The following is a 26,870-nucleotide window of genomic DNA, read 5'->3' as shown; positions in this document are numbered from 1 at the left end:
TTCCTGATTCACATTGTTTCAGGGAGGGCGATTTCGCCTGTCCCGGCCCCATCGCGGGCAAGTCGAATCGTCGCACCGCCGCTCCCACAGAGATTTTGGTTGTACGCAAATCGCGTGTACACCTCCAGACCCTGTGGGAGCGGGCTTGCCCGCGATGGCTGTCTATCAAGCAACGCAGATATTACGGCTTAACCCTGTGCTTCCTGCTCCAACTCTTCTTCAGGCGAAGCAACCTTACCCTTAGTCTTCAACTCACTGACAATCACCGCCGCCACAATCAACCCCGCCCCGACCAACGCAATCGCCGGCAACCGCTCCCCGGCAATCCGCCCGACAATCCCGGCCCACACCGGCTCCCCGGCATAGATCAACGTCGCCCGCGTCGGCGACACACTCTTCTGCGCCCAGTTCATCGCCACCTGAATCGCCGCACTCGCCGCGCCCAGCCCCAATGCGCTGCACAACAGCAACCAGGAGAACCCCGGAATCACTTCCTGAGTCGGCACCACCATCAGAAATGCCAGCACCGAAGTCACTGCCAGTTGCACCACCGTCACCCGGCGCACATCGACCTGGCCGGCATAGGTGCTGATCAGAATGATCTCCGCAGCAATCGCCACGGCACTGATCAATGTGGCGATTTCACCAGGGCTGAAATTGAACGAAGCGCCGGCAGGTCCCGACAGCAGCATGAGCCCGGTAAAGGCCAGCATGATCCCGATGCTCGGCATCAACCCCGGCCGCCGCCCCAGTACCAGCCATTGCAGCAACGGCACGAACGGCACATACAGCGCGGTAATAAACGCCGACTGACTACTGGGGATGCTCTGCAAACCCACGGTCTGCAAGCCGTAACCGAGCATGATCGCCACGCCGATAAACGCCCCGGCCTTGAGTTCGAACAGGGTCAGTTCGCGCAAATGACGCCAGGAGAACAGGGCAACGAGGCTCGCCGCCGCAGCAAAACGCAGACCGACGAAAAACATCGGCCCGCTGACGGTCATCGCATGTTGCACCAGCAAAAAGGTCCCGCCCCAGATCACGGTGATCAGCACCAGCACGCATTCAGCTTTGCTGAACCGTGAGAAACGGGAGGAAGCAGGGGAGGAGTTCACCGACGTCATGACCTTGCGCGCTACCTGAGGGAGACGCACAATGCGCCGGAAGTTGGGCAGTATACTGCGCAACACCATCAAGTGAGCAATATAGTGCACAAAGATTCCACCCAACGGGCTTCGGTTCTCCAGCACGTCAGCCAGAACGTCCGACGTCTGCGTCACGCCGCCGACATGAGCCAGACCGCCCTGGCCGAAAAGTCCGGGGTCAGCCGCCGGATGCTGGTGGCCATCGAGGCCGGCGAGAAGAATGTCAGCCTGACCACCCTCGACCGCGTTGCCGAAGCGCTGGACGTAGCCTTCAGCGACTTGATTCAGGCTCCCGACGCCCGCGACCCGAGCCGCATCAACGAACTGGCATGGGCCGGCACGATCCCCGGCAGTAAAGCGGTGCTGTTGTCGAAAGCCACCGCCACCCGCGAAGTTGAACTGTGGGAATGGCGCCTCGAACCGGGCGAGCATTACCCATCGGAACCGGATGCGGAAGGCTGGAGCGAACAGCTCTATGTGTTCGAAGGCTGCCTGACCCTGATGCTCGGCGACCAGCCGCAGCAAATCGCTGCCGGTGAGTTCTTCATGTTCGCCAGCAACCAGCCCCATTCCTATCGCAACGACGGGGAAGTGGCGGCGCGGTTTGTGCGTAATGTGGTGATCTGACTGTTTACCGACCAACACTGGATAAGCACTTTGCTGTTTTAAAGCTGCAAGTGTTTCTCGGATAGTTAATTAAGCTATTGAAATAAAACAAATTTAATTTCAGGCACGACTCCTGCAAAAGCTCTGGGGCATTCACCAGAATCCCGGAGTCGGCCCATGACAGCCTCTGCCCAACCCTCGCAAACCGCCCATGTGATCCACTCGGACGCCGAGGCGATTGCCGTCGCTCACAAGCTCGCCGCACGCTTCGCTACCGAGGCCAGTGCTCGTGACCGCGAGCGACGTCTGCCGGTCGCCGAACTCGACGAGTTCTCCGCCAGTGGTTTATGGGGCATCACCATTCCCAAAGAATACGGCGGTGCCGGCGTGTCCTACGTGACGGTCGCCGAAGTGATCAAGATCATTTCAGCCGCCGACTCATCCCTCGGCCAGATCCCGCAAAACCACCTTGGCGTGCTCGACATCCTGCTGCAAACCGCCACCGAGGAGCAGAAGCGCTATTACTTCGGCAAAGTCTTGCAGGGCTACCGCTTTGGCAACGCCTTCTCCGAATCCAAAAGCAAAAACGCCGGCGCCTTTGAAACCCGTATTCGTTTCGACAAAGACACCGCGCAAATCGACGGCGAGAAGTTTTACTGCACCGGTGCGTTGTTCGCGCACATCGTGCCGGCGGTGGCGGTCGATCAAGAGAACAAGGCTTTCATCGCCTTCATCGAGCGCGACAACCCCGGTCTGACGGTGATCGACAGCTGGGATGGTTTCGGCCAGCGCACCACGGCCAGCGGCGGCGTGACCCTGAACGCGGTGAACGTGCCTTTGAGCGCGGTGATCCCGGCCCACAAGGCGTTCGACGAACCCACCGCCGACGGCCCGATCTCGCAAATCATCCAGGCTGCCGTGGATACCGGCATCGCCGTCGGCGCCCTGGAAGAAACCAAGCGCTACGTCCGTGAAGCCCGACCATGGATCGACAGTCATCAGGATCATGGCTGGCAGGACCCGTTCAGCATCGCCGCGATCGGCGATCTGGAATGGCGGGTTCACGGCACCGAAGCGATCCTGAAAAAGGCCGGCCAAGCCATCGACGCTGCGTTGCTCAAGCCCAATGAAGACACGGTTGCCCGCGCCTCGGTGGTGGTCGCACAGGCGAAAGTCCTCTCTGCCGAAATCGCCTTGCTCACCAGCAGCAAACTCTTCGAACTCGCCGGCACCCGCTCGGTGCTCGGCAAGTACAACCTCGATCGTCACTGGCGCAACGCCCGGACGCACACCTTGCACGACCCGGCGCGCTGGAAATATCACTTGATCGGCAACTACCTGCTCAACGGCGTGAAGCCTGCGCGCCACGCCTGGAACTGAGGAGCGACCCATGAACGCCTTGACCCAACCGATTGTTGCCGGGCAGCCCCTGGCCAAGCCTCAGCACGACCTGCACAACGCTCGCACGTTGCTCGACGCGACCCTGCGTTTCGTCCGTCAGCAGACTAAGCCCTGGGCCGGCAGCGGCCTCGCCAAAGCCACCGATGATCCTTACGTTATCAGCCGTTTCGGCGACTTGCAGATCCGCATTGAAGTGGCAGCCGCCTTGCTCGAACGCGCCGAGGAGTTTCTGAACAGTGGTCAAGAGGATACGGAAACCACTATTGCCATCGCCGAGTCGCACCTCGCCAGCGCCGATGCTTTAAACGCCGTAAGCAACGCCGAATTCGAACTCACCGGCCAGCGCACGCCATTGTCGGGCTCAGTGACCGATCCGCTGCGCTGGAAACTTCACTTGATCGGTAACTTCCGTCTCAACGGTATCCATCCACCCAGCGTGCGGAGTGTCGTTTGATGGCCCGTGAAATTCGTCTCAACGCCTTTGACATGAACTGCGTCGGTCACCAGTCGCCGGGTTTGTGGGCGCATCCGCGGGATCGATCCTGGCAGTACAAGGATCTCGAATACTGGACGGATCTGGCGAAAATCCTTGAGCGCGGCAAGTTCGACGGTTTGTTCATTGCCGATGTGCTGGGCATTTATGACGTCTACAACGGCAACGGTGACGCGGCGATTCGCCAGGCGGCGCAGGTGCCGGTCAATGATCCATTGCAACTGATCCCGCCGATGGCGCTGGTCACCGAGCATCTGGGTTTCGGCCTCACCGCGTCGCTGTCCTTCGAACACCCGTATCCGTTTGCCCGACGCCTGTCGACCCTCGATCACCTGACCAAGGGCCGCGCTGGCTGGAACATTGTCACCTCGTATCTGGAAAGCGGTGCAAAGAACCTCGGCCAGAAAGCCCAGACCGAACACGACGCCCGTTATGACTTCGCCGAAGAGTACCTGGAAGTTTGCTACAAGCTGTGGGAAGGCAGTTGGGAAGAGGGCGCGATTCTGCGGGATCGCGAGCGGCGGATCTTCAGCGACCCGAGCAAAATCCACGAGATCCGGCACCTCGGCAAACACTTTCAGGTGCCAGGGATTCACCTCTGCGAGCCTTCGCCGCAACGTACGCCGGTGCTGTATCAGGCCGGCGCCTCGAGTCGCGGCAAGCAGTTTGCTGCCGAACATGCCGAGTGTGTGTTCGTCGCCGCGCCGTCGAAAGTGCTGCTGAAGAAAACCGTGGCCGACATCCGTCGCCGTGCGGCCGAAGCGGGGCGCGATCCGTCGAAGATCCTGATTTTCAATCTGCAAACGGTGATCCTCGGCGAGACCGACGCCAAGGCCAAAGCCAAATTCGAAGAATACAAAACCTGGGTCAGTTATGAGGGCGCCATGGCGTTGATCTCGGGCTGGACCGGGATTGATTTCAGCCAGTTCAAACCGGATGAGCCGCTCAAACACGTGCACACCAATGCCATTCAATCGGCGGTGGAGGCATTCTCCACGGCGGACCCGAACAAGGTCTGGACGCCAAACGAGCTGGCCGATTGGGTCGGGATTGGCGGTTTCGGGCCGCTATTTGTCGGCAGCCCCGAGACCGTCGCCGACCTGCTCCAGGAGTGGGTCGAGGAGACCGATGTGGACGGCTTCAACCTGGCTTATGCATTGACCCACGAAACCTTCATCGACGCCGTGGAGTTGCTGGTGCCGGAGTTGCAGAAGCGCGGGGTGTACAAGACCGACTATGCGCCGGGGACCTTGCGCGAGAAGTTGTTTGGCGAAGGGGCGCGATTGCCGGATATCCATCCGGGTGCCGGTTATCGAGACCTGGCGGGGTTGTGGCGGCAGGAGAAGAAAGTGGTGTCTGCGCAGAAAGCTTGAGCACAACACACATCCCCTGTGGGAGCGGGCTGCCCGCGAAGAGGCCTGTACATCCAACATCGATGTCGCCTGTCACACCGCCATCGCGGGCAAGCCCGCTCCCACAGGTGTTGAGGTCGTACCCAAATACAGCGCCCGGCGAAGATCCAATGTGGGGACGGGGTGTTTTAGAGATTGCGTTAATTCTTCAGCCCAGCGGACCACCGCACGCTTTTGCCCATGGATAAGAGGTAAGCCAATGAGCGTGCATGAACTCAAGCGTCCGCCCATCGCGGACACCGCCGAATGGCAGGTCAAGGCGCCTCGCGCCCTGGACCAGCTGCAGCGCTGGGCGCAGGTCAGTCCGTTGCAACCGGCCTTGCGACACAAGCGCCACGGTCAGTGGTTCGTCTGGCGCTGGATCGATGTTTTGCGCGATGTCGAGCGGTTGGCCGATGGTTTGCGTCAGCAGGGTTTTACCGAAGACTCGCGCCTGGCCTTGAGCGGTGCGTTCGAGCCAAATCTGTTGCTGCTCGCACTGGCCGCCCGGCACATTGGCGCCGAACTGCTGACGCTGTCGGACAACCTTGACTCCGAAGCCCTGCACAAAGCCCTGTGGCGCAGCCGTCCGACTCACGCGTTCGTCCAGGGACGACAGACGCAGCAACTCTGGATCAACCAAGGCCTGAAGCTGCTGAGTTTCGCCGATCTGTTTGGCCCGGTGGACCCTGCGCAACGCCTCAACCGCTGGAATCAAGACGCGCAACTGTGGAGCGAAGAGGGCACCCAGTGGCAGCACGGCCTGACGGTGCTGCTGGAACAATGGCTGGCCAGCGGCCAATCCCTGGCCTTCCCGGAAAGCCCTGGCAGTGCCGCCCGCGACCGTCGTGAAGTGGCGCCGTCCGGGCTGCTGCTGTCCGCCGAACGCCTGCAGCTATTGGCCACAGAAATCGACAGCCGCCTCGCCCCCAATGGCACTTGGCGTCGACGCCTCTGCGACTGGGCCATCGCCCATCCCGAAAAAGGCTTGCAACGGTTGATCAAGAACCGCGTTCGCCGCCTGTTGGGTTTCCACAATCTGCATTTCATCTGGCAAGCCATCCGCATTTCCGATGCTCAACCCGAGCCGACCTGGCTCGCCGAATTCAAACGGGACATCGCATGAGCTCGACCGACTCCATTCTGCAAGTCAGCGGTATTTCCCTGTCCTTCAAAGGCGTGAAGGCAATCAATGAACTGTCGTTCGATGTGCGCCGGGGCGAGATCTGCGCGCTGATCGGCCCCAACGGCGCGGGCAAGAGTTCGTTGCTTAACGTGCTGAACGGCGTGTACCACTTCGATGCCGGATCGATTGTGTTCGAGCAACAGCCGTTCAAGCGTATCGACCCGCTGAGCGCCGCACGCCGGGGCATCGGCCGCACGTTCCAGAACAACGCGTTGTTCAAGAAAATGAGCGTGATCGACAACATCCTCACCGGCCTGTCACGGCACCTGCGCAGCCGTTTCATTGAACAGGCGCTGAACCTGCCAAGAGCGCGGCGTGAGGCTGAAGACTTCCGTCGGCAGGCCCAGGGCATTCTCGAATTTCTCGAACTGCAAGCCCATCGCGATGTGCCGGTGGGCAAGCTGTCCTACGGCCTGCAAAAACGTGTGGAGCTTGGCCGTGCCTTGATCGCCGGCCCCAGCCTGTTGCTGCTCGATGAGCCGATGGCCGGGATGAACGCCGAAGAGAAGCAGGAAATGGCCCGCTTCATCGCCGACATCAACCGCGACCTCGGCGCTACGGTGGTGTTGATCGAGCACGACATGAGCGTGGTCATGGGCCTGTCCGACCATGTGGTGGTGCTCGATTACGGGCGCAAGGTCGGTGACGGCACGCCGGCCGAGGTGCAGGCCAATCCCGAAGTCATCGCGGCGTATCTGGGAGTGGTGCACTGATGACGTTCTTCTTCGAAACCCTGTTCGGCGGCTTGCTCGCCGGGACCATGTACTCGCTGGTCGCGATCGGCTTCGTGCTGATCTACAAGGCCAGCGGCGTGTTCAATTTTGCCCAGGGCGCGATGCTGCTGTTCGCCGCGTTGACCTTTGTCAGCCTGCACGATCAAGGCGTGCCGTTTGCCTTGGCGCTGTTGCTGACCGTTGTGGTGATGATCATCGGCGCGTTACTGATCGAACGGCTGGTGTTGCGGCCACTGGTCAATCGCTCACAGATCACCCTGTTCATGGCCACTCTCGGGTTGTCGTTCATCATCGAAGGCCTGGCTCAGGGCTTGATGGGTTCGCAAGTGCGGGCGCTGGATCTGGGCATCGACGACGTGCCGCTGTTCATCGGCGGGATGATGGTCAGCCAGTTCGACCTGATCGCTGCGGCTGCCGCCATTGTGCTGGTGACGGTGTTGGCGCTGCTGTTCAACAAAACCCGCATTGGCGTGTCCCTGCGCGCGGTGGCGGATGACACCACCGCCGCGCTGTCGATCGGCATCAACCTCAACCGCATATGGCAGATCGTCTGGGCGGTGGCCGGCATTGTCGGGCTGGTGGCGGGGTTGTTGTGGGGCGCGCGCCAAGGTGTGCAGTTCTCGCTGTCGCTGGTGGTGCTCAAGGCCTTGCCTGTGTTGATCATCGGCGGCTTCACCTCGATTGGCGGGGCGATTGTCGGCGGGTTGATCGTCGGTGCGGCGGAGAACCTCGCCGAGGTGTACATCGGCCCGCTGATCGGCGGTGGCATTATCCCATGGTTCGCTTACGTCCTGGCTTTGGCCTTCCTGTACATCCGTCCCGCCGGCCTGTTCGGCGAGCGCGCCATCGAGCGAGTCTGAACCCATGTCGATTTCCCTTACCCGCGAAACCGCGCCGGCGGTGTTGATTCAGCGCCGTGTGCCGATTGGTTTGATTGCACTATTGTTGATCGCCTTCGTGGTCGTGCCGCTGACCGGCAACGACTATTGGCTGAACGCGATTCTGATTCCGTTCCTGGTGTTGTCCCTGGCCGGGCTTGGCCTCAACCTGCTCACTGGTTACACCGGCCAGACCTCGGTCGGCGCGGCCGGTTTCATGGCGGTCGGCGCCTTTGCCACCTACGGCTTTCTACTGCGTTTGCCAGAGCTGGGCTTGCCGGTGGCGCTGGTCGGCGGCGGGCTGATCAGCGCGGTGGTGGGGTTTGTTTTTGGCCTGCCGAGTTCGCGGATCAAGGGCTTTTACCTGATGGTCACCACCCTGGCCGCGCAGTTTTTCCTGGAATGGCTGTTCGTCAAATTCCCCTGGTTCTACAACTATGGTTCGTCCGGGACCATTTCCGCGCCGAAACTGGCGTTGTTCGGTCATGACCTCAACACTCCATTGGGCCGCTATCTGCTGACCCTGACCACAGTGCTGCTGTTGACCTGGGTCGCGGTGAACCTGGTGAAAAGCCAGATCGGCCGCAACTGGATGGCGATCCGCGACATGGACACCGCCGCCGCCGTCATTGGCATTCCGGTGGTGCGCTACAAACACCTGGCATTCGCCGTCAGCTCGTTTTACCTCGGCATCGCCGGGGCGCTGTGGGCCTTTGCTTATCTGGGCACGGCCAGCGCCAGCAGCTTCGATATCAACCGGTCGTTCCAGATCCTGTTCATCATCATTATCGGTGGCATGGGCAGCATCGCCGGCAACTTTGTCGGCGCAGCGTTTATCAGCTTGCTGCCGATCCTGCTCAGCCATGCCGGGCAAGCCTTGTTCGGTGGTTCGGTGGACGCCGGCCAGTTGCAGAACCTGCAAAAAATCATCTTCGGCGTGCTGATCATCCTGTTTCTGATCAAGGAACCGGAGGGCCTGATTCGCCTCTTGAGCAACCTTCGTGAACGGCTGAGTCACTGGCCGCTGCGCTTCTGAATCCCCAACCTGGTAGAGAGACAACATGCGTGCATCCTTGAAACGTTCGTTGGCCGGCGTCGCTCTGACGCTCGCGGTATTGGGCAGTGCGGTGCCGATGGTTCAGGCCTCGCCGGACCAGCAGTTCTTCCCGTTGGCCACTTACCGGGTCGGCGCTTACGCCTCCAGCGGTGTGCAAGTGTGGGCCGGCATGCTCGATTACCTGAACTACATCAACGATGTGGAAGGCGGGATCAACGGCGTCAAACTGGTCTGGCAGGAATGCGAAACCGAGTGGACGGCGGAGAAGGGCATCGAGTGCTATGAGCGCTTCAAGAAAGGCCTGGATGGCGCCCCGGTGGCGATCTATTCACCCAACGGCGCACCGGCGGCGTATGCGCTGAGCGAGCGGGCGGAAGTCGACAAGATCCCGCTGATCACCCTCGGCTACGGTCGCACCGAAGCCACCGACGGCACGGTGTTCCCCTATAACTTTCCGGTGATGCTGACTTTCTACAGCGAGGCCTCGAGCCTGATCAACTACATCGCCCAGCGCGAGGGCGGGTTCGACAAACTCAAGGGCAAGAAGATCGCCACGGTTTATCACGACTCGGCTTACGGTCGGGAAACCCTCGGTCCGTTGAAGTTGCTGGCTGAAAAATATGGTTTCGAAAACATCCAGATTCCGGTGGCCGATCCGGGCAACGAGCAATCGGCGCAATGGCGGCAAGTGCGTCAGGCCAACCCGGACTGGGTGTTCCTGCGCACCTGGGGCGTGTCGACGCCGGTGGCGGTCAAGACGGCGGCGCGTTTCGGCTTCCCGGTGGACCACATCGTCGGCGACATCTGGGCCAGTTCCAGCGAAGACGTGTTGCCCGCGGGCGCCGCCGCCAAAGGGTATCTGGCGCTGACGCCATACCCGGCCGGCAGCGAATTCGAGATCCATAAACGCCTCAAGCAAGCCATCCTCGACAAAGGCAAAAGCGACCTCAAGGACCTGAAGAATTTCGGCAGCGTCTATTACAACTCCGGGCTGGTGAACGCGGCAGTGATGGTGGAAGCGATCCGCACCGCCCAAGGCAAATTCGGCAAGCGGCCGCTTAACGGCGAAGAAGGGCGCTGGGGCCTGGAACACCTGAACATCGACGACGCGCGGCTCAAGGACATGGGCTACTTCGGCCTGATGCAGAACCTCAAGCTGTCTTGCAAGGATCATGAAGGTGGCGGTTCGGCGCGGGTGCAACAGTGGGACGGCGCCAACTGGACGCTGATCAGCGACTGGATCCCCGCCGACCGCGCCTTGCTGCGGCCATTGATCGATGAAAAATCCGCCGCGTTCGCCAAGGAAAAAGGCCTGACGCCACGCACCTGCACCGGGGATGAATAACGTATGAGCCAAGCCGCCAGCGACATTGCCGCCAATGACCTGTTGCAAGTCAAAGACATCGAGGTGATCTACGACGGGGCGATCCTGGCCGTGGCCGGGGTGTCGCTGACGGTGCCCAAGGGCGGCATCGTCGCGTTGCTCGGGGCCAATGGTGCGGGCAAAAGCACCACGCTCAAGGCGATTTCCGGGTTGGTGCGGGCCGAGCGCGCGGAAGTCAGTCGAGGGACGATCGAGTATCTCGGACGCGATACCGCTGGGGTTAATCCGAGCGTTCGCGTGCGCCAGGGCATGGTGCATGTGCTGGAGGGCCGGCACGTGTTCGCGCAACTGACGGTGGAGGACAATCTGCGCAGCGGCGGCTTCGTTCGCGGCCTGAGCCGCAAGGACCTGGCGGCGGATCTGGAGCGCATCTACGCCTGGTTTCCACGCCTGAAAACCAAGCGCAAGACCCGGGCCGGGCTGACTTCCGGTGGCGAACAACAGATGGTCGCCATTGGCCGGGCGTTGATGACACGTCCTGGTTTGGTATTGCTCGACGAACCTTCCATGGGTTTGGCGCCTATTATCGTCCAGGAGATTTTCGAAATCGTGGCGCAACTCAATCGAGACGAGCAGGTGAGCTTCCTGATTGCCGAGCAAAATATTAACGTGGCACTCAAGTACGCCTCAAAGGCCTACGTCCTCGACACTGGTCGCGTGGTGCTGTCCGGTACCGCCGATGAGTTACTGGCACGGGGTGATTTGCACGACTTCTATCTAGGGAAACATTGATCAGTGAGCACGCCATGACTGACACCCCAAACGGACAGGCGACCGACGCCATCCGCCACGCGGACATCCTGATCATCGGCGGCGGCCTGAGCGGCGCGATGCTGGCGGCGCAGCTGCTGCGCTTGCCGGGCAAGCGGCAGGTGCTGGTAATCGAACCCCGCGCCGAACTCGGTCGGGGCGAAGCGTACAGCGCGGTGGAGTTGGGCCATACGCTCAACGGCAATGCGGCTCGGATGAGCGTTGACCCCGACAACGCTGATGATTTGACTCAATGGCTAACCGAGTACATCGCGGCGGGTGGTTGGCCGGAGTCGGATCAGCAGCATGTGCCGATCAGCGAATTGTTCCCGCCACGCGGGCTGTTTGGCGTTTATGTGCAGCAGCGTCTGGCCGAGGCGCAGGCGGTGGGCGCATTGAATGGTTCGAGTGTCGAGCATGTACGGGCCGAGGTGGTCGACCTGCAAGCCCGGGACAACGCTGTATTGCTGACCTTGAGTGACGGCCAACGTTTGCAAGGCGCCTATGCGGTGCTGGCCACTGGCATGTTCCCCGCCGCGCGCACGCCGCAAACCGAGTCCAGCGGCTTGAACGCAGCGGCGCTCGACCCATGGGATGTGACCGCCATGCGTCAGCTCGATCCGCAGTCGACGGTGCTGATCATCGGCTCGGGCCTGACCATGGTCGATGCCGTGGTGTCGCTGGAACAGGCGGGGCATCGCGGGCCGATCGAAGTGTTTTCCCGGCATGGCCTGCTGCCGCATGTACGGCGACAGCCTCCGGCCTGGGCCGATTTTTTGGCCGAGGATCACAGTATCCGCTCGCCGCGTCAGTTGATGCGCGAACTGCGCCGGCATTGCCGCGACGCCATCGCGCAGGGCATCGACTGGCAAGCGCCGCTCGACACCGTGCGGGCGCACATCGGGCGGTTGTGGAGTCAGGCGACGGATGTGCAGCGTCGGCAGTTTGTGCGGCATGTGCGGCCGTGGTGGGAAAGCCATCACCATCGCTCGCCGCCGTTGAGTGCGGAGTTGGTGACGCGGTTGCATGGGGAAGGGCGGTTGCGGATTCATGCAGCATCGTTCAAAGGGCTTGAGCCTTCGTTGAACGGGGAGGTCAGCATTCGCATCCGTCGGCGGGGCGAGGCACAGACTTGCGTCGTCAGCGGCGCGGCGCTGATCAACTCCAGTGGCATCGAATACGACTGGCGACGGGTAGCGCGTCCATTGCCGCAGCAGCTATTGGCGCGCGGGCTGGTACGGCCGGGGCCATTGGCGTTGGGGATTGCGGCGGCGGATGACGGCGCGGTACTCAGCGCCGATGGGCAGGCCGCCAGCCGTTTGTTCGCCATGGGCCCACCGTTGCGCGGGATGTGGTGGGAGAGCACGGCGGTGACCGACGTGGCGAGCCAGGCCAAGTCTCTTGCGGCGCGATTGGCGGATTGACCGAAAGGTGGAGGGTGTTTTTTCGGGCCTCATCGCGGGCAAGCCCGCTCCCACAGTGATTGGTGTCGCTCACAAATCCTTTGGTCACAGCAGATACCTGTGGGAGCGGGCTTGCCCGCGATGAGGCCAGCCCATCCACCACAAGGCTCAGCGTCAGACCACTAAACAAGCACTGTTTAAACGACACTTCCAGACACTCACTCAGGCTACACATTCTTGCGCCGTTGCCTACGACTGCGCCAGAATCCGCCGGCTTGTGCGCCTTGGGGGCGGGCTCTATCGTTTCCGGGTCGCTGACGAATCAGCGATCGGGTCTCGCAGCCTGTGTATCTCTAGACGCACAACATCCTCCGTTCGTGAACAGGTATGCCTGTCCGTTCATGTTATGGCGGCTGTACGTGGGAGACCTTCGGGTCTGCCGGTTCTAGAGTCCCGGTCTGCGACCTGCGTATAGCTGCCACCTCCTATCGTCTCGCAGCGAAACGTGGCAGCTCCATGACTCTAGGAGCTTCATCATGATCAAACCGACACCCAACCCGCCGGAAACCGATCCAACCTCCCCCTACGATTCCCTCGATTCAAAAAAACTCAACGAAGCCGCCGACCGCGCCCTCGATCACTACCTCAAGCCGCCCATCCCCAAAGACACCAAGCGCAAACCCAGCACCATTTACCATGTGGGTGAGAAGGTCGATAACGAAACCCTGCTGGTCAACGCCTGCGAAACCCTGGCGTCGGCGAGCATGATGCTCAGTGAGTTCGCCGGATTGATGGACATGCCTCATCGCAACATGATGTTGGGGATTCAACAGGTGGTGATGCTTGGGGAGTTGGCGGTGAATCGGGTGCTGGATAACCTCGATCCGCCTGTCTGACACTGGATCTGAAGTAATTGGTCATCTGTGGCGAGGGAGCTTGCTCCCGCTCGGCTGCGCAGCAGTCGAAAAACCGGCATATGAGGTGTGCCAGAAAAAATGCGGTTGCAGGATTTGGGGTCGCTTCGCAACCCAGCGGGAGCAAGCTCCCTCGCCACAATGAGGTCCACTGACACAGTCCCCAAAAACAAGAAACCCCGCATCATGCGGGGTTTCTTGTCAAAGTGTGGGAGCGAGCCTGCTCGCGATGAGGTCATCACATTCAACATCGCTGTTGTCTGTCAGTCCGTCATCGCGAGCAGGCTCGCTCCCACAAGGGGCTACAGCTCACATCAATATTGTTACGCCACCACCTGATAACACGGCACATACTCCGCGCCGCCCGGAAGTTTCATCCGGTGCTGGGCGACGAAGGCTTTGAGCAGTTTGTCCAGCGGCTGCATGACGGCGGCATCGCCACGGATCTGGTACGGCCCGTGTTCTTCGATCAGGCGGATGCCCTTGTCCTTGACGTTGCCGGCGACGATGCCGGAGAACGCACGGCGCAGGTTGGCGGCCAGTTCGTGGGACGGCAGGTTGCGGCTCAGTTGCAGGTTGGCCATGTTGGCGTGGGTCGGGTCGAACGGGCGCTGGAAGCCTTCGTCGATCTTCAGCAGCCAGTTGAAATGGAACGCGTCGTTGCGCTCGCGGCGGAACTGTTTGACCGCTTTGAGGCCTTGAGTCATTTGCCGCGCCACTTCAGCAGGGTCGTCGATGATGATCTCGTAGTGCTGCTGCGCGGCTTCACCGAGGGTGGCTCCGACGAAGGCATGCAACTGCTCCAGGTACGGCGCGGCGCTTTTCGGCCCGGTGAGGACCACGGGGAACGGCAGGCTTTCATTGTCCGGGTGCATCAGGATGCCGAGCAGGTACAGGAATTCTTCGGCCGTGCCCGCGCCGCCCGGGAAAATGATGATGCCGTGGCCGACGCGGACGAACGCTTCCAGGCGTTTCTCGATGTCCGGCAGGATCACCAGTTCGTTGACGATCGGGTTCGGCGCTTCGGCGGCGATGATCCCTGGCTCGGTCAAACCGAGGTAGCGGCCGCCGTGGATGCGCTGTTTGGCGTGGGCGATGGTCGCGCCTTTCATCGGGCCTTTCATCACGCCCGGGCCGCAACCGGTGCAGATGTCCAGGCTGCGCAGGCCGAGTTCGTGGCCGACTTTCTTGGTGTATTTGTATTCTTCGGTGTTGATCGAGTGGCCGCCCCAGCACACCACGATTTTCGGTTCGACACCGGGGCGCAGGGTGCGGGCGTTGCGCAGCAGGTGGAAGACGTAGTCGCTGATGCCCTGGGAGGTGCTCAGGTCGATGCTCAAGGCGTCGAGTTCGTTTTCGGTGTAGACGATGTCGCGCAGGGCGCTGAAGAGCATTTCCCGGGTGCTGGCGATCATTTCGCCGTCGACGAAAGCATCGGCCGGGGCGTTCAGCAGTTCCAGGCGTACGCCACGGTCTTGCTGGTGAATGCGGATTTCGAAGTCTTTGTAGGCTTCCAGAATGGTCTTGGCGTTATCGACGTGGGCGCCAGTATTGAGGATGGCCAGGGCGCACTGGCGGAATAGGGTGTAGGTGAGGCCGGTTCCGGCTTCGCTCAGTTGCTGTACTTCACGTTGGGACAGTGTTTCCAGGCTGCCTTTAGGGCTGACCGAGGCGTTGATTACGTGTCGTTGGGTCATTCAATGATCCTTAAAACGATGTCACTCGCCGGCAGGCGCATGGCATCCGAATAGTGTGTATCCATGATGAAGATGGCACGAACTGCGCTGTATCGCCATGTTCCCCGTTTGACGATGAAAAGATGAAAAGGAGCTCCAGCATAGCTAAATCTTTCGGGGAGGCGATAATGCCCCGCAGTCTTTTTGCCACAGAGCCTTTTACCATTGATGCAAGGAACCCCGTCGCGATGTTCGAAATCCAGCCAATGAATGCCGAAACCTATCGACGCCAGACACGACGCAGCACGGTGATCATCGCCCTGATGTTCCTGGCGCTGGCGATGGTGCTGTCCACGGCGGCGGTGGCGCTGTTCGGTGAGCCTGGCGGTGACAATCTGCGCTTTAACGTGGGCGGCGTATTTGCCGCGTTATTGCTGATGGCGGCGCTGATACGCGGCAAGTTCTGGACCCAGGAATGGATGGCGCCAGCAGTCTACGGTTGGCAGCTCAAACGCAGCCTGATGAGCATCACCAATGTCATGCACCAGGTGACGGCGGCAGTGGAGAAGGGCGATCCGAGCGCCATGAAGCTGCTGCGTTTTTATCACTTGGGGCTGAGCCAGATGCACCAGTTGGACGGCAATTCCAGCGACCATAGCCAGCTGACCCGTGAGATGGACCAGCACAAGGCGCGGATGGAAGTGCTGGGCATCGAGACTGAACAGACGCAATTGAACCCGGCCTGGCTTGAGGCGGTGAAACAGATGCAGATGTAGCCCTACGATCGTTGGAGATGAGCATTTTCGTGCAAATCACCTATCGTATTCGTTGATGAGTCATAGTGGTCCGAGCGCCAGCCATGGCTGGCTGGCGCTAAAAGGGCGAACGGGAAAATTCGCCATGTCATAAGGGATTCAGGGAGCGTCATGGGGCATCCGTTCGTCAAAGATCGTACTGAAAGCACTCGGCTCGCCACGCCTTGGGTACCCGAGCAGGTTGAGTCGAAACTCAAGGTTCGATACGCGGTTTCTCTGCTTATTGCAGTATGCCTGTCCATGACGGCCATTGTGATCGGGGAAGGCTGGAACGCGCGTCAGTATCATTTGCGCGGCAGCGAAGTGGAGATGTCCAACCTGGCGCAAACCCTGGCCTCGCAGGCGCAGGCCTCGATCAAGCAGGCCGACACATTACTGTTTGCCTTGGTGGATCGCCTCGAAAACGACGGCATGGAGCCGGCGAAATTTCCCAGATTGCAACGTTTGCTCCAGGCCCAGCGCGGTGAATTGGCACAGATCCACGGGTTGTTCGTTTTCGACGAAGAAGGACGTTGGCTCGCCAATGCCATTAACATCGTGCCGGCCAATGCCAATAATTCCGACCGTGAATATTTCATCTACCACCGTGATCATCCCGACCGTGGTCCTCATATCGGCCCGTCGATAAAAAGTCGCTCGACCGGTGAATGGATCATGACCGTGTCACGCCGGATCAATCACGCTGATGGCCGGTTCGCCGGGGTGGTGGTGGCTTCGATCTACCTCAATCATTTCCTGGACCTGTACAACAGCATCGACATGGGTAACAACGGGGTGATCAACCTGATCGCCGATGACGCCAGCATCGTCGTTCGCCGCCCGTTCAACGAAGCCGACATTGGCACCAGCGTCGCCAAGGGGCCGCTGTTCACCCAACTGTTGCCCAAGGGTGATTCCGGTACGGCAACGGTCAAGTCCTACGTGGACGGGGTGGAGCGGGTGGCAGGTTTTCGGCGGGTCCAGGGTTATCCGCTTATTGTCTTTACCGCGCTCGACAAGAATGAAGTCCTGGCCGGCTGGAAGCAGGAGTCCATACGCAGTGCAGTCATTGTGTCAGTGCTGCTGGGGTTTCTGGGTGTTCTCGGCTATCGCCTGATCCGCGTCATGAAGCAGCAGAATCATATTCAGAACGAATTGCTGGAGGCTCAGGAAAAACTCATTGAGGTCAACCACAGCCTTAAGTTGCTGGCCCTGGAGGATGCATTGACCGGTCTGTCCAACCGGCGTCAGTTCGATTTGTTCATCCTGGCGGAAATGGGTCGTGCCAGGCGTACCCACACTAGCCTTGCGTTGCTGATGATCGATGTCGACCATTTCAAGAGTTTCAATGATCACTACGGTCATTTGGCGGGCGATGAGTGTTTGCGCAAGATCAGCACCATCATCACCGACAACATCCAGCGCCCCGGCGATCTTGCTGCCCGCTTCGGTGGTGAGGAGTTTACGGTGGTGCTGCCCGGCACCGATTATGTGGGGGCGTTTCTGGTGGCGGAAAAGATCCGTCGCGCGGTTCAGCAAACGGACATCAAGCATAGCGGCAGTCCCGAAGGAATCGTCACGGTCAGTCTGGGGGTCTGTGCCTATAACCAGACGGTGCAGAGCCAGCCCGAAGACTTGATCGGCGCAGCAGACAAGGCGCTGTATGTGGCCAAGGCCAGTGGCCGGAACATGAGTGTCATTGCCAACTGAACTCAGCCAGACCGGTTACTGCCCTGAACGAGTCGGGTGTCGCCTCCATAAGCGGATGAGCCGCAGGTAGATCAGCACGTTGATCGCCAGCACCACGCTGCCCAGCCCCAGCTGAATCGTGGGTGTCAGCCCGGCCGGATAAATAATCGGCCATACGTAATGTTCAATAAAACCACCGCCATAACCGGTTTGCCCGGCCGCATGGCGCATGAGGTTTTCCCATTCGGTCAGTGGGCACGTCAGGTGGAAAACTTCCACGATGACGCCCCACGCGGCGGCGGGCAGGTGCCACCAGGCCAGGTGGTGCCATTTGAGCACCAGCAGCCCGCCGAACAGCACGAACAGAATGAACAGCAAGTGAGACAGCACCAGCCCGTCGGCGGCGATTCGGTAAAGCATGTCGATTCCCTGACGCGTTATGTGAATCGCTCCATGGTACTCGGGCTGGGCGCGTGTGCTCTATCGATTGCTGTTTTCGAGCACTGCCAATACTTCTTTCAAACGCACCGCCGTGGCTTCGCTGCTGCATTGCATCGGCGCGCGCAGCTCGTCGTGGATCAACCCCTCAAGGGCCAGGGCGGTTTTCACCGGGGCAGGATTGGGCTCGATGAACAGGCTGTGAATCAGCGGCAGCAACTGGAAGAAGGTCGTTCGGCCGGCCGCTAACTGGTTGTCGCGGATTTGTTGATACAGCGTCACGAACAGCTCGGGGTGAACATGGGCCGAGGCGGCAATCGCGCCTTTGGCTCCTAGACACAAAGCGCCGAAGATCTGGTTGTCTTCACCGCACAGCACATCGACTTTGCCGCTGGAGAGCAGCGCAAGCGTGGTGGCTGGATTGCCGCCGCAGTCCTTGATCGCGACGATCCGCTGATGGCCGACGATCCGGAGCAAGGTTGCCTGCTCGAAAGCTATGCCGGTGCGATAGGGAATGTCGTAGAGAATGACCGGGACACTGGAAGCATCAGCGACGGTCTTGAAAAAGGCTTCAAGGCCGGCCTGGGACGGGCGGATGTAGTACGGCGGCGGAACCAGCAAACCCGCCAGAGAACGTTTGAGGATTTCGCTTTGAAATGTCAGTAACTCGGCAAGGTTGTTGCCGGCCAGGCCCATGACCACACGTTCTGGCGGAACCAGTTCCAGCACCGCATCGAGCACCGCCAGTTGCTCATGTTTGCCCAGCGCCGCGGCTTCCCCGGTGGTGCCGCAGACCACAATGCCATCGACGCCTTTTTCCAGCAGATGACTGACCAGCCGCCGCAACCCGTCGAAATCGATCACGCCATGGTGAAACGGCGTAACGATGGGAACCCAGATACCTTGAAACGATGACATGCACTTTCTCCTGAAGGTTGACCGATTTCGTCACCGTCAGAAGCGTAGAAGGAAGTCAGCAAGAAGGAGGGAGTGTCCGCCGCGCTCAATGTCCTGTCAGCTCATCTGACGGGACAGCGCGCCCCGGTCACATGAGCGACTGTTTCTTTGATTTAAGGGTGTGCGCAACACAACCTTGCGCCTTGGCATTCAAGCCAATGACGACAGTGTTGAGGTTGAAGGTTGCGGACATGGTTGCTTACACCCTGAATGAGGTGCTCAGTTTTAAAAGTCGGCGCGATGTTTGTCAATCTCGAAAATCAGCACCGGTCGCCTGCAAGTGCGCAAGATTGTTCAAGCCATTCACCGCGACTGCTGGCACAGTCCGGAGTCTTTCCCTGGTTGTAGAGCGTTATGTCCAACTCACTCCTGCCGCGCAGTGCATTCCTTCGCGGTGCCGCGGCCATCATGCCGTTGTCCCTGGCGACCGCGCCCTGGGGGTTGCTGGCCGGTTCCATGGCCATCGAGGCCAATCTCACACCGCTGCAAGGCCAGGGGTTGTCGAGCATCGTGTTTGCCGGCGCGGCTCAATTGGTCGCCATCGGCATGCTCAAGGGTGGTGCCGGGGTCTTTTCGATTCTGTTGACCACATTGTTGCTGACCTCCCAGCATTTGCTTTACGGGATGAGCATGCGTTCGGTGATTTCCCCGCTGCCGGGCCGCTGGCGTGTGGGGCTGGGCTTTTTGCTCACCGACGAGTTGTTCGCCCTGACCAGCCAGCATGACAAACAGCAGTTCAATCGTTGGTACGCCCTGGGCGTGGGCCTGACGTTCTACATCGCGTGGAACCTCTTCACCCTGGCAGGCATTGTGCTGGGCAGCAGCATTCCGGGCCTTGAACACCTGGGACTGGACTTCTCTATTGCGGCGACTTTTATCGCCTTGATCACGCCAGTGGTGCGCAACGTTCCGACGGTGGTCTGCGTGGCGGTCTCACTGTTCTGTTCGGTGCTGTTCAGCTACTGGCAATGGGGTTCGGCGTTGGTGTTGTCGGGGTTGGCGGGCATGACCGCAGGCTTTATCTGCAACAAACTCTATGTGGGGCGCACATGATGGTCTGGGCTGTGATTATCGGGATGGGCCTGCTGGTATTCCTGAACCGCTACGTATTTCTCGAGCCTCGACTGCCGGTGCGCTTGAGCAGCAATGCCCGGCAGTTCCTCGGTTTCGCGGTGCCGGGCATGCTCACCGCGATCTGCGGACCCATCGTGTTCATGCCCGACAAACAGCTGAACCTGCAGTGGGACAATCCCTATCTGATCAGTTCGCTGGTGGCGGTGGGCCTGGTGCTTTACACCCGCAACACGTTGCTCAGCATGTTGTTGAGCATGGGATTCTTCTTTTTGCTGCGGTGGTGGCTCTGAGTCGTCCCATCCGAAACTGTTCTACGCTTAAAAATAGATGACTGATCTTTTTGAGAAAGGAAGGGAGGTGGACATGGCCACTGAACCAACGCGTCCGGACCCGGATGAGGACATCGATGAACCGACGGAGGAAGAGCTCGAGCAGCAGAGGCGTTCGACGCCGGACTGGAAGCATCCCGACGACGGTAAAGAACTGTCGGATCGCGACCAGGAGCGCCCGCTGAAGCCCTGATCGGCTTGTACATACCCAAAAGCCCCGCCATGGATAGCGGGGCTTTTTAGTTTCGCCGCCTGAAATGCAATCACCTGTGGGAGCGAGCCTGCTCGCGATGAGGCCATAACATTCAACATCAATGTCGGCTGTTACATCGCCATCGCGAGCAGGCTCGCTCCTCCCACAGGTAAGGCAATGTGTCGCTGGGAGAAATGCACCGGGAAATGCAGTCTGTTGATTCACTGTTGCTGGTTAAGCGCTCACTGTTTCCGGTCATGAGCTTATGCATAAATAGAATTTAAAATTGCCCCTGTAAGAGCGTTATGGTCTATAAAAATAACCCCCCAGGAGCCCCGATGAATCTCTCCCGATACCTGCGCGGTCTGTTGGCCAGCGCCCTGTTTGCCGCGCCTTTGACCTACGGCGCCGACCCCGTGGTGTTGCACGTCGGCGATCAGAACTACTACAACATTCGCGCATCGGTGGAGGCGTCGGGTGTGTTGCAAGGAGCGCCTTATAGCGTCGACTGGAAACACTTCCAGGCCGCTGCGCCGCTGGCCGAAGCGTTGAATACCGGCGCGTTGGACCTGGGTTTTCTCGGTGATTCGGGGTTTCTGTTTCTGGCCGCCAAACAGGCACCGGTCAAGCTGATCGGCGTGTCGCGGCAGAACCCGGACACCATCGCCTTGCTGGTGCCCAAGGATTCGCCGGTCAAGACCATCGCCGATCTCAAGGGCAAGAAAGTCGCTTACTGGCCCGGCGCCTGGAGCCAGCAGCTGACCTTGCGCGCTCTGGAGCAAGCCGATTTACCGGATAACTACGTCGACTTCATCAAACTGATGCCGATTGACGCTGCCGCCGCATTACCTCAAGGCAGCATTGATGCATTTCCGGTCTGGGAACCCTACATTTCCCAGCAGATTCTGTTCTCCGGCGCCCGACCGATTCTCACCGCCAAAAACCTGATGCCCGGCCTGAGTGCCATCGCCGCTTCGACGCCTTCGATCGACAGCAAACGCGAAGCCATTGCCGACTTCCTGGCCCGCCTGAAAAAGGCCCGGGCCTGGGTCGACAGCCATACCGACGAGTACGCCGATCTCTGGGCGAAAAAGGCCAGCCTGGACCAGAACGTCTCGCGCCATTGGTTGCGCCAGGCGCACATGACCGTCGGCCCGGTGGATCAACAAGCCGCGGCGGATCTGCAAAGCACCGCGGACTTCCTGTTCAAGGTCAAGGCATTGCCGGCCGCCCTGGCGACGGCACCGATTATCGACAGCTCGTTCCAGCAGGCGCTGGCGCAATAACCAAAAATTGAAGGCATAACGCGAGCCCGGGAGCGGGCGCCGGAACCAAACACTGTGTACCCTTATCCAACCTCGGCTCGCAGCGATCTGCGGGTCGGTCGAAGGATGAATGGGCGAGGGAATTTGCCATTAAACGTGATGACCGCAAGGTCTGGTCCAAGGCAAAACATGAAGCAGTTGGTTAAGGTTTTCTCCGCGTTCGCCATCGCAGTCGGGCTGTTTGGCTGCATCGCCGCGCCCATTGAAATGACGCCGCAGACGCAACAGGGTCTGCGCACGCAAGCGCCGATCCGCTTTTTGCTGACCTTTGACGACGGGCCCAGCGCGTCCGGTTTTTACAACCCGACGGTCACCGTGCTCGACAGCCTCGCGCGCAATCCGCTGCAACCCGACATTAAAGCGGTGTTCTTCGTACAGACCCGGGCCTCCCGCGCCGGCGGCAGTGACATGGGCCGGCAGATCATGCGTCGCGAGCATGCCGAAGGTCACCTGTTGGGCTTCCACACGGCCACGCCCCGGCACACCAACCATCGTTCGCTGGACCCGGAAGAACTGGAACAGTCGCTCACTGATGGCAGCGCAGACGTCGCCGCGATCACCAACGCCTCGCCGACCCTGGTACGCCCGCCGTTCTGGAACTACGACAAGCGCACCTTCGCAGCCTATCAACAGCATGGCATGCACGTACTGCTGACCGACCTGAGCGCCAATGACGGCAAGATCTGGGGCTTCAACGCCAGCCCCCGTCGACGGGCCAATATGCTGCGGCAGCTGTCCGAAGTCCGCGAGCGCATTGCCCTCGGCGAGTTGCCGACAGTGGACGGGGTGATTCCGGTGGTGGTGACTTTTCATGACCTGAATCGCTACACCGCCCGGCATACCCGGGAATACCTGCAAATCCTGCTCGACAGTGCCAGTGCCGCAGGTCTGGCCACGGCGCAGAAAGCGTTTTACGACGACACGGCAGCGCTACAGCGGGCGGCCATGGCGCGTACGGTCCGTGACAGTTCTGAGGCGGTTGAGTTGCCAGGGATCTGGAACTGGTTGTGGGACGGGGATGCTCACTGAACGATGCCGGACGATTGATTGTTCGAAGTGAGAAGTAGCTAACACTAATTGATAGCGTTCGCTGGCGCAGGATGATTGAAGTTGATCTACTCTGAGTGGATCCAATCGGGAAACCGTCAAGGAGGGCGTCCGCCATGGTTCTACTTGCGCAGCTTTGCCAAATAGTTGAATCCGGTTTCAAACCGCTGTCCTGCGAATGCACCGTGAATCGCGATGAAACGTTGCGGATCAAGGTCTTCGATCGCACCACCGGGCGGATTGAGCTGTTGATCACCGGTGTATCGCCCGAAGAGTTGACCAGTGTTCGCGATATTTCCAACCTGATCGGCGAACTTCGCACAGAAATGCGCGCCGGGCGTAGAGCATTTGCCGGTGTGATGGCCTGATTTACGAGTCTTCTCTCGGCAGCAGTTCATCGATCATCTGCAAACAATGATTCAACCCCGGCGATACATCGCCCACGCGCCTGCTGAGAATAATCGGCGAGGTCGCGTTGTCTTCCAGCACCGGGGTGAAGCCAATGTCGTCGCGGTGCAGCAACTGCACTGAGGCCGGCACCAATGTCACCCCGATTCCCGCACCCACCAGACCGATTGCTGTTTGCAGCTCGTTGGTCCATTGCGCCACGTTGATGTGTACGCCATAGGATTCAAACAACGCGATTACATGATCGGCGTAACTGGGGCGCGGGTTGCCGGGGTAGAGCACGAAGGGTTCTTTTGCCAGTTCACGAAGGCTGATGGGCCCGGCCAGTAATGGATGGCCGGCGGGGAGGGCGGCGACCAGTCGGTCTTCAGTCAAAACAGTCTGGATAATCGCCGGGTCGTCGATGCGGATTCGCCCGAAGCCGATATCAATGCGCCCGGCCTTGAGCGCTTGCACCTGCTGCAATGTGGTCATTTCCGAGAGCCCCAACTCTAGCGCCAGCGGCTCACCACTGCGCAGTCGGCGAATCAGTTCCGGCAACACGCCATAGAGGGTCGATGGCGCAAAGCCGATGCCCAGCCAGGTCTTTTCACCCAGCCCGATCCGCCGTGTGTTGTCACAAACCTTGCCCAATTGTTCGAGCAGGGCGGTGGAATGTTCATGGAAAAACCGACCCGCGTCGGTCAGCTTCAGCGGGCGGCCGCGCTCCAGCAGAAGCACCCCGAGTTCATCTTCCAGCTGCTGGATCTGCCGGCTCAGCGGCGGTTGGGCGATGTGCAGCAGTTCGGCGGCGCGGGTGAAGTTGAGGGTTTGAGCCAACACCTGAAAATACCGCAGGTGACGCAGTTCCATGAGGCCTCCGGACGTCGATCTGGTAAATACCTTAAAGGTATCGAGCCAGACCAATTCTATATTGGCTTCCCGAAAAAAGCCGTACCAGAATCGGTTCCAGAACTTTAAGAACCTGACGGGTATCGCGACATGCTTGCAACAGCCATTGAATCGATCGAGACGATCATCGTCGATCTGCCGACCATTCGCCCGCACAAGCTGGCGATGCACACCATGCAGAACCAGACTCTGGTGATCATTCGGGTGCGCTGTGCCGATGGCATTGAAGGTGTCGGTGAATCGACCACCATCGGCGGTCTGGCCTACGGCAACGAAAGCCCGGACAGCATCAAGACCAACATCGACAAACACTTCGCGCCATTGCTGATCGGCCAGGACAGCGGCAATGTGAATGCCGCAATGTTGCGCCTGGAACGCAGCATTCGTGGTAACACCTTCGCCAAGTCAGGTATCGAAAGCGCCTTGCTCGACGCCCAGGGCAAGCGTCTTGGCCTGCCGGTCAGTGAGCTGTTGGGTGGCCGCGTTCGCGATGCGTTGCCGGTGGCCTGGACCCTGGCCAGCGGCGACACCGCCAAGGACATCGCTGAAGCGGAAAAAATGCTCGACCTGCGCCGCCACCGGATCTTCAAACTGAAAATCGGCGCTGGCGAGGTCAACCGCGACCTGGCCCACGTCATTGCGATCAAAAAGGCGCTGGGCGATCGCGCCAGCGTGCGGGTCGATGTCAATCAGGCCTGGGACGAAGCAGTCGCTCTGCGGGCCTGCCGGATCCTCGGCAGCAACGGCATCGACCTGATCGAACAACCGATCTCGCGCAATAACCGCGCCGGCATGGTGCGCCTGAATGCCGTGAGCCCGGCGCCGATCATGGCCGATGAATCCATCGAATGCGTGGAAGATGCCTTTAACCTGGCACGGGAAGGCGCCGCTTCAGTATTCGCCCTGAAAATCGCCAAGAACGGCGGCCCACGCGCCGTGCTGCGAACTGCTGCGATTGCCGAGGCGGCCGGCATCGGCCTGTACGGCGGCACCATGCTCGAAGGCGGTATCGGCACGCTGGCCTCGGCCCATGCCTTCATAACGCTGAACACACTGAGCTGGGATACCGAACTGTTCGGCCCGCTGCTGCTGACCGAAGACATCCTCAGTGAGCCATTGGTCTACCGCGATTTCCAACTGCACGTCCCGCAAACACCGGGGCTGGGTCTGACTCTGGATGAAGAGCGCCTGGCGTTTTTCCGTCGGGACAAAGTTTCCACGGTCACATCCACTGCCGTTCATCAAGCCTGAGGAGGGCATCATGCTGTTTCACGTAAAAATGACTGTGAATTTACCGGTCGACATGAACCCGGAACGCGCCGCTCAGCTCAAGGCCGACGAGAAAGGCCTGGCCCAGCGCCTGCAAGAGCAAGGCAAGTGGCGTCATCTGTGGCGCATCGCCGGGCTCTATGCCAATTACAGTGTGTTCGATGTCGACAGCGTTCAGGAACTGCACGACCTGCTGATGCAATTGCCGCTGTATCCGTACATGGCCATCGAGGTCAACGCACTGTGCCGGCATCCTTCTTCCATTCGCGAGGATGATCGCTGAACCCAGGCTGTTCAGTTCGCTACGCTAATAATTACAAGATGAGGAACCCACCAAAATGAACGTCAAGATTTCCCACACTGCCAGTGCCCAGAAGTTTCTCGAAGACGCCAGCGGTCTGCATAACGAAGCCGGCGATCCGCGGGTCAAGGCGCTGATTTACCGCATCCTGCGCGATTCGGTGAACATCATCGAAGACCTGGCCGTGACCCCGGAAGAGTTCTGGAAAGCCGTCAACTACCTCAACGTGCTGGGTGCGCGTCAAGAGGCCGGGTTGGTGGTGGCCGGGCTCGGCCTGGAGCATTACCTCGACCTGCTGATGGACGCCGAAGACGAGCAGGCCGGTAAATCCGGCGGCACTCCGCGAACCATCGAAGGCCCGCTGTATGTGGCCGGTGCGCCGCTGTCGGAAGGCGAAGCGCGGCTGGATGACGGTGTCGATCCGGGTGTCGTGCTGTTCATGCAAGGCCAAGTGCGCAACACCGCCGGCGAACCGCTGGCCGGCGCGGTGGTGGATGTCTGGCACGCCAACACTGGCGGCACTTATTCGTACTTCGATACCACGCAATCAGAATTCAACCTGCGTCGTCGTATCGTCACCGATGCCGAGGGCCGGTATCGTTTTCGCAGCATCGTGCCGTCGGGCTACGGCTGCCCGCCGGACGGTCCGACCCAGCAATTGCTCGATCAACTGGGCCGTCATGGTCAGCGGCCGGCGCACATCCACTTCTTCATTTCGGCAGCGGATCATCGTCACCTGACCACCCAGATCAACCTCGACGGCGATCAGTACCTGCATGACGATTTCGCCTATGCCACCCGTGATGAATTGATTGCCAAAATCACCTTCAGCGATGATCCGCAGCGTGCGGCGGCCCATGGCGTGAGCGGTCGTTTTGCCGAAGTCGATTTTGACTTCACGCTGCAGTCGTCTGCCCAGCCTGAGGAGCAGCAACGCCACGAACGGGTTCGCGTGCTCGAGGACTGATTCCCTCGACCAGCCGAACCTTTGTGGGAGCGAGCCTGCTCGCGAAAGCGGAGTGTCAGTCAACGTTGATGTTGAAGCTGATGACCCTTTCGCGAGCAGGCTCGCTCCCACAGGTCGGTCAACCGACACATCGATGCGAGCACTGCTCTAGAATCGCCCGACGCACCCTA

At 60.1% G+C, this 26,870-nt stretch carries 28 protein-coding genes; 23 read left to right on the top strand and 5 right to left on the bottom strand.

Translation table 11 applies throughout. From position 1 onward, the window contains the following. Positions 1-188: 188 nt before the first annotated feature. The gene (locus tag ACZ3HH_RS01615) at positions 189-1,193 is read right to left on the bottom strand and encodes a DMT family transporter (protein WP_465802723.1); all 1,005 of its coding nucleotides are present in this window, start codon (positions 1,191-1,193) and stop codon (positions 189-191) included. 15 nt (positions 1,194-1,208) lie between these two features. Here ACZ3HH_RS01615 and ACZ3HH_RS01610 point away from each other — a divergent pair, with 15 nt between their 5' ends. The 12 genes from ACZ3HH_RS01610 to ACZ3HH_RS01555 all read left to right on the top strand — a co-directional run bounded on the left by ACZ3HH_RS01610 (position 1,209) and on the right by ACZ3HH_RS01555 (position 13,324). Next, the gene (locus ACZ3HH_RS01610) at positions 1,209-1,772 is read left to right on the top strand and encodes a helix-turn-helix domain-containing protein (RefSeq protein WP_050681569.1); all 564 of its coding nucleotides are present in this window, start codon (positions 1,209-1,211) and stop codon (positions 1,770-1,772) included. A gap of 156 nt (positions 1,773-1,928) precedes the next feature. After that, a complete protein-coding gene (locus ACZ3HH_RS01605; protein WP_465802390.1) occupies positions 1,929-3,131 on the top strand; it encodes an SfnB family sulfur acquisition oxidoreductase in 1,203 nt (400 codons plus the stop codon). Between the two features lie 10 nt (positions 3,132-3,141). Further along, positions 3,142-3,606 carry an acyl-CoA dehydrogenase gene (locus ACZ3HH_RS01600; RefSeq protein ID WP_465802388.1) on the top strand — a complete coding sequence of 155 codons (465 nt, stop codon included), beginning with the start codon at positions 3,142-3,144 and terminating at the stop codon, positions 3,604-3,606. Next, on the top strand, positions 3,606-5,018 hold the full coding sequence (locus ACZ3HH_RS01595) for an LLM class flavin-dependent oxidoreductase (RefSeq protein WP_465802387.1): 1,413 nt from the start codon (positions 3,606-3,608) through the stop codon (positions 5,016-5,018). Before ACZ3HH_RS01600 ends, ACZ3HH_RS01595 begins: the two co-directional genes overlap by 1 nt. Positions 5,019-5,256: 238 nt before the next feature. Further along, positions 5,257-6,162: an AMP-binding protein gene (locus ACZ3HH_RS01590; protein ID WP_465802385.1), complete on the top strand. Its 906-nt coding sequence runs from the start codon at positions 5,257-5,259 to the stop codon at positions 6,160-6,162. After that, positions 6,159-6,935: an ABC transporter ATP-binding protein gene (locus tag ACZ3HH_RS01585; RefSeq protein ID WP_465802384.1), complete on the top strand. Its 777-nt coding sequence runs from the start codon at positions 6,159-6,161 to the stop codon at positions 6,933-6,935. The genes ACZ3HH_RS01590 and ACZ3HH_RS01585 overlap by 4 nt, the downstream gene beginning before the upstream one ends. Next, positions 6,935-7,816, top strand: coding sequence for a branched-chain amino acid ABC transporter permease (locus tag ACZ3HH_RS01580; protein ID WP_465802383.1), 882 nt, complete (start codon positions 6,935-6,937; stop codon positions 7,814-7,816). Before ACZ3HH_RS01585 ends, ACZ3HH_RS01580 begins: the two co-directional genes overlap by 1 nt. 4 nt (positions 7,817-7,820) lie before the next feature. Further along, on the top strand, positions 7,821-8,870 hold the full coding sequence (locus ACZ3HH_RS01575; protein ID WP_465802381.1) for a branched-chain amino acid ABC transporter permease: 1,050 nt from the start codon (positions 7,821-7,823) through the stop codon (positions 8,868-8,870). A 25-nt stretch (positions 8,871-8,895) separates the two neighbouring features. Then, on the top strand, positions 8,896-10,236 hold the full coding sequence (locus ACZ3HH_RS01570) for an ABC transporter substrate-binding protein (protein WP_465802380.1): 1,341 nt from the start codon (positions 8,896-8,898) through the stop codon (positions 10,234-10,236). A gap of 3 nt (positions 10,237-10,239) precedes the next feature. After that, entirely contained in the window at positions 10,240-11,007 is a 768-nt protein-coding gene (locus ACZ3HH_RS01565) for an ABC transporter ATP-binding protein (protein ID WP_465802379.1), read from the top strand. A 14-nt stretch (positions 11,008-11,021) separates the two neighbouring features. After that, complete coding sequence (locus tag ACZ3HH_RS01560) at positions 11,022-12,449, top strand: FAD/NAD(P)-binding protein (protein WP_465802378.1); 1,428 nt, start codon at positions 11,022-11,024, stop codon at positions 12,447-12,449. A 515-nt stretch (positions 12,450-12,964) separates the two neighbouring features. Next, positions 12,965-13,324 carry a DUF6124 family protein gene (locus tag ACZ3HH_RS01555; RefSeq protein WP_465802377.1) on the top strand — a complete coding sequence of 120 codons (360 nt, stop codon included), beginning with the start codon at positions 12,965-12,967 and terminating at the stop codon, positions 13,322-13,324. 341 nt (positions 13,325-13,665) lie between these two features. On the opposite strand, the gene ppnN is transcribed toward ACZ3HH_RS01555, so the two are convergent. Next, positions 13,666-15,039: a nucleotide 5'-monophosphate nucleosidase PpnN gene (gene ppnN / locus ACZ3HH_RS01550; protein WP_201121300.1), complete on the bottom strand. Its 1,374-nt coding sequence runs from the start codon at positions 15,037-15,039 to the stop codon at positions 13,666-13,668. Between the two features lie 227 nt (positions 15,040-15,266). Here ppnN and ACZ3HH_RS01545 point away from each other — a divergent pair, with 227 nt between their 5' ends. After that, positions 15,267-15,794 carry a DUF3087 family protein gene (locus tag ACZ3HH_RS01545; RefSeq protein ID WP_465802376.1) on the top strand — a complete coding sequence of 176 codons (528 nt, stop codon included), beginning with the start codon at positions 15,267-15,269 and terminating at the stop codon, positions 15,792-15,794. Between the two features lie 150 nt (positions 15,795-15,944). Beyond that, entirely contained in the window at positions 15,945-17,522 is a 1,578-nt protein-coding gene (locus ACZ3HH_RS01540; protein WP_465802375.1) for a sensor domain-containing diguanylate cyclase, read from the top strand. Positions 17,523-17,537: 15 nt separating this feature from the next. Here ACZ3HH_RS01540 and ACZ3HH_RS01535 read toward each other — a convergent pair whose 3' ends face one another. Together ACZ3HH_RS01535 and dapA are read right to left on the bottom strand one after the other, a co-directional pair. Continuing rightward, positions 17,538-17,921: a DUF2784 domain-containing protein gene (locus tag ACZ3HH_RS01535; RefSeq protein WP_465802374.1), complete on the bottom strand. Its 384-nt coding sequence runs from the start codon at positions 17,919-17,921 to the stop codon at positions 17,538-17,540. Positions 17,922-17,981: 60 nt separating this feature from the next. Further along, complete coding sequence (gene dapA, locus ACZ3HH_RS01530; RefSeq protein WP_465802373.1) at positions 17,982-18,857, bottom strand: 4-hydroxy-tetrahydrodipicolinate synthase; 876 nt, start codon at positions 18,855-18,857, stop codon at positions 17,982-17,984. Positions 18,858-19,250: 393 nt separating this feature from the next. Here dapA and ACZ3HH_RS01525 point away from each other — a divergent pair, with 393 nt between their 5' ends. From ACZ3HH_RS01525 to ACZ3HH_RS01500, 6 genes are all read left to right on the top strand, one after another. Beyond that, on the top strand, positions 19,251-19,949 hold the full coding sequence (locus tag ACZ3HH_RS01525) for an AzlC family ABC transporter permease (protein WP_465802372.1): 699 nt from the start codon (positions 19,251-19,253) through the stop codon (positions 19,947-19,949). Next, entirely contained in the window at positions 19,949-20,260 is a 312-nt protein-coding gene (locus ACZ3HH_RS01520) for an AzlD domain-containing protein (protein WP_162830927.1), read from the top strand. The genes ACZ3HH_RS01525 and ACZ3HH_RS01520 overlap by 1 nt, the downstream gene beginning before the upstream one ends. Positions 20,261-20,333: 73 nt before the next feature. After that, positions 20,334-20,492: a hypothetical protein gene (locus ACZ3HH_RS01515; RefSeq protein ID WP_367375148.1), complete on the top strand. Its 159-nt coding sequence runs from the start codon at positions 20,334-20,336 to the stop codon at positions 20,490-20,492. Between the two features lie 338 nt (positions 20,493-20,830). Beyond that, on the top strand, positions 20,831-21,778 hold the full coding sequence (locus tag ACZ3HH_RS01510; protein ID WP_465802371.1) for an ABC transporter substrate-binding protein: 948 nt from the start codon (positions 20,831-20,833) through the stop codon (positions 21,776-21,778). 168 nt (positions 21,779-21,946) lie between these two features. Further along, on the top strand, positions 21,947-22,846 hold the full coding sequence (locus tag ACZ3HH_RS01505) for a polysaccharide deacetylase family protein (protein ID WP_465802370.1): 900 nt from the start codon (positions 21,947-21,949) through the stop codon (positions 22,844-22,846). A gap of 134 nt (positions 22,847-22,980) precedes the next feature. Further along, positions 22,981-23,232, top strand: a complete 252-nt coding sequence (locus ACZ3HH_RS01500) for a DUF1652 domain-containing protein (protein ID WP_465802369.1) — start codon at positions 22,981-22,983, stop codon at positions 23,230-23,232. Position 23,233: 1 nt separating this feature from the next. Here ACZ3HH_RS01500 and ACZ3HH_RS01495 read toward each other — a convergent pair whose 3' ends face one another. After that, positions 23,234-24,124, bottom strand: a complete 891-nt coding sequence (locus ACZ3HH_RS01495; RefSeq protein ID WP_460145550.1) for a LysR family transcriptional regulator — start codon at positions 24,122-24,124, stop codon at positions 23,234-23,236. Between the two features lie 129 nt (positions 24,125-24,253). On the opposite strand from ACZ3HH_RS01495, the gene ACZ3HH_RS01490 reads away from it, so the two are divergent. From ACZ3HH_RS01490 to catA, 3 genes are read left to right on the top strand one after another with little or no spacing between them, the layout of a single operon-like run. Then, the gene (locus ACZ3HH_RS01490; RefSeq protein ID WP_465802368.1) at positions 24,254-25,414 is read left to right on the top strand and encodes a muconate cycloisomerase family protein; all 1,161 of its coding nucleotides are present in this window, start codon (positions 24,254-24,256) and stop codon (positions 25,412-25,414) included. A gap of 10 nt (positions 25,415-25,424) precedes the next feature. After that, the gene (catC, locus tag ACZ3HH_RS01485; RefSeq protein WP_465802367.1) at positions 25,425-25,715 is read left to right on the top strand and encodes a muconolactone Delta-isomerase; all 291 of its coding nucleotides are present in this window, start codon (positions 25,425-25,427) and stop codon (positions 25,713-25,715) included. Between the two features lie 55 nt (positions 25,716-25,770). Beyond that, entirely contained in the window at positions 25,771-26,700 is a 930-nt protein-coding gene (gene catA / locus ACZ3HH_RS01480; RefSeq protein ID WP_465802366.1) for a catechol 1,2-dioxygenase, read from the top strand. Positions 26,701-26,870: the final 170 nt, after the last annotated feature.

Source organism: Pseudomonas sp. PME37.24/025, from assembly GCF_055556615.1.
Note: the sequence above shows the minus strand (reverse complement) of the source record. Positions and strands in the feature narration are given on the sequence as shown.

Excerpts from the sequence above, each read along its gene's own strand:
- ACZ3HH_RS01615 (WP_465802723.1), bottom strand. The coding sequence starts at position 1,193 with ATGGTGTTGCGCAGTATACTGCCCAACTTCCGGCGCATTGTGCGTCTC.
- ACZ3HH_RS01605 (WP_465802390.1), top strand. The coding sequence starts at position 1,929 with ATGACAGCCTCTGCCCAACCCTCGCAAACCGCCCATGTGATCCACTCG.
- ACZ3HH_RS01600 (WP_465802388.1), top strand. The coding sequence starts at position 3,142 with ATGAACGCCTTGACCCAACCGATTGTTGCCGGGCAGCCCCTGGCCAAG.
- ACZ3HH_RS01595 (WP_465802387.1), top strand. The coding sequence starts at position 3,606 with ATGGCCCGTGAAATTCGTCTCAACGCCTTTGACATGAACTGCGTCGGT.
- ACZ3HH_RS01590 (WP_465802385.1), top strand. The coding sequence starts at position 5,257 with ATGAGCGTGCATGAACTCAAGCGTCCGCCCATCGCGGACACCGCCGAA.
- ACZ3HH_RS01585 (WP_465802384.1), top strand. The coding sequence starts at position 6,159 with ATGAGCTCGACCGACTCCATTCTGCAAGTCAGCGGTATTTCCCTGTCC.
- ACZ3HH_RS01580 (WP_465802383.1), top strand. The coding sequence starts at position 6,935 with ATGACGTTCTTCTTCGAAACCCTGTTCGGCGGCTTGCTCGCCGGGACC.
- ACZ3HH_RS01575 (WP_465802381.1), top strand. The coding sequence starts at position 7,821 with ATGTCGATTTCCCTTACCCGCGAAACCGCGCCGGCGGTGTTGATTCAG.
- ACZ3HH_RS01570 (WP_465802380.1), top strand. The coding sequence starts at position 8,896 with ATGCGTGCATCCTTGAAACGTTCGTTGGCCGGCGTCGCTCTGACGCTC.
- ACZ3HH_RS01565 (WP_465802379.1), top strand. The coding sequence starts at position 10,240 with ATGAGCCAAGCCGCCAGCGACATTGCCGCCAATGACCTGTTGCAAGTC.
- ACZ3HH_RS01560 (WP_465802378.1), top strand. The coding sequence starts at position 11,022 with ATGACTGACACCCCAAACGGACAGGCGACCGACGCCATCCGCCACGCG.
- ACZ3HH_RS01555 (WP_465802377.1), top strand. The coding sequence starts at position 12,965 with ATGATCAAACCGACACCCAACCCGCCGGAAACCGATCCAACCTCCCCC.
- ppnN (WP_201121300.1), bottom strand. The coding sequence starts at position 15,039 with ATGACCCAACGACACGTAATCAACGCCTCGGTCAGCCCTAAAGGCAGC.
- ACZ3HH_RS01545 (WP_465802376.1), top strand. The coding sequence starts at position 15,267 with ATGTTCGAAATCCAGCCAATGAATGCCGAAACCTATCGACGCCAGACA.
- ACZ3HH_RS01540 (WP_465802375.1), top strand. The coding sequence starts at position 15,945 with ATGGGGCATCCGTTCGTCAAAGATCGTACTGAAAGCACTCGGCTCGCC.
- ACZ3HH_RS01535 (WP_465802374.1), bottom strand. The coding sequence starts at position 17,921 with ATGCTTTACCGAATCGCCGCCGACGGGCTGGTGCTGTCTCACTTGCTG.
- dapA (WP_465802373.1), bottom strand. The coding sequence starts at position 18,857 with ATGTCATCGTTTCAAGGTATCTGGGTTCCCATCGTTACGCCGTTTCAC.
- ACZ3HH_RS01525 (WP_465802372.1), top strand. The coding sequence starts at position 19,251 with ATGTCCAACTCACTCCTGCCGCGCAGTGCATTCCTTCGCGGTGCCGCG.
- ACZ3HH_RS01520 (WP_162830927.1), top strand. The coding sequence starts at position 19,949 with ATGGTCTGGGCTGTGATTATCGGGATGGGCCTGCTGGTATTCCTGAAC.
- ACZ3HH_RS01515 (WP_367375148.1), top strand. The coding sequence starts at position 20,334 with ATGGCCACTGAACCAACGCGTCCGGACCCGGATGAGGACATCGATGAA.
- ACZ3HH_RS01510 (WP_465802371.1), top strand. The coding sequence starts at position 20,831 with ATGAATCTCTCCCGATACCTGCGCGGTCTGTTGGCCAGCGCCCTGTTT.
- ACZ3HH_RS01505 (WP_465802370.1), top strand. The coding sequence starts at position 21,947 with ATGAAGCAGTTGGTTAAGGTTTTCTCCGCGTTCGCCATCGCAGTCGGG.
- ACZ3HH_RS01500 (WP_465802369.1), top strand. The coding sequence starts at position 22,981 with ATGGTTCTACTTGCGCAGCTTTGCCAAATAGTTGAATCCGGTTTCAAA.
- ACZ3HH_RS01495 (WP_460145550.1), bottom strand. The coding sequence starts at position 24,124 with ATGGAACTGCGTCACCTGCGGTATTTTCAGGTGTTGGCTCAAACCCTC.
- ACZ3HH_RS01490 (WP_465802368.1), top strand. The coding sequence starts at position 24,254 with ATGCTTGCAACAGCCATTGAATCGATCGAGACGATCATCGTCGATCTG.
- catC (WP_465802367.1), top strand. The coding sequence starts at position 25,425 with ATGCTGTTTCACGTAAAAATGACTGTGAATTTACCGGTCGACATGAAC.
- catA (WP_465802366.1), top strand. The coding sequence starts at position 25,771 with ATGAACGTCAAGATTTCCCACACTGCCAGTGCCCAGAAGTTTCTCGAA.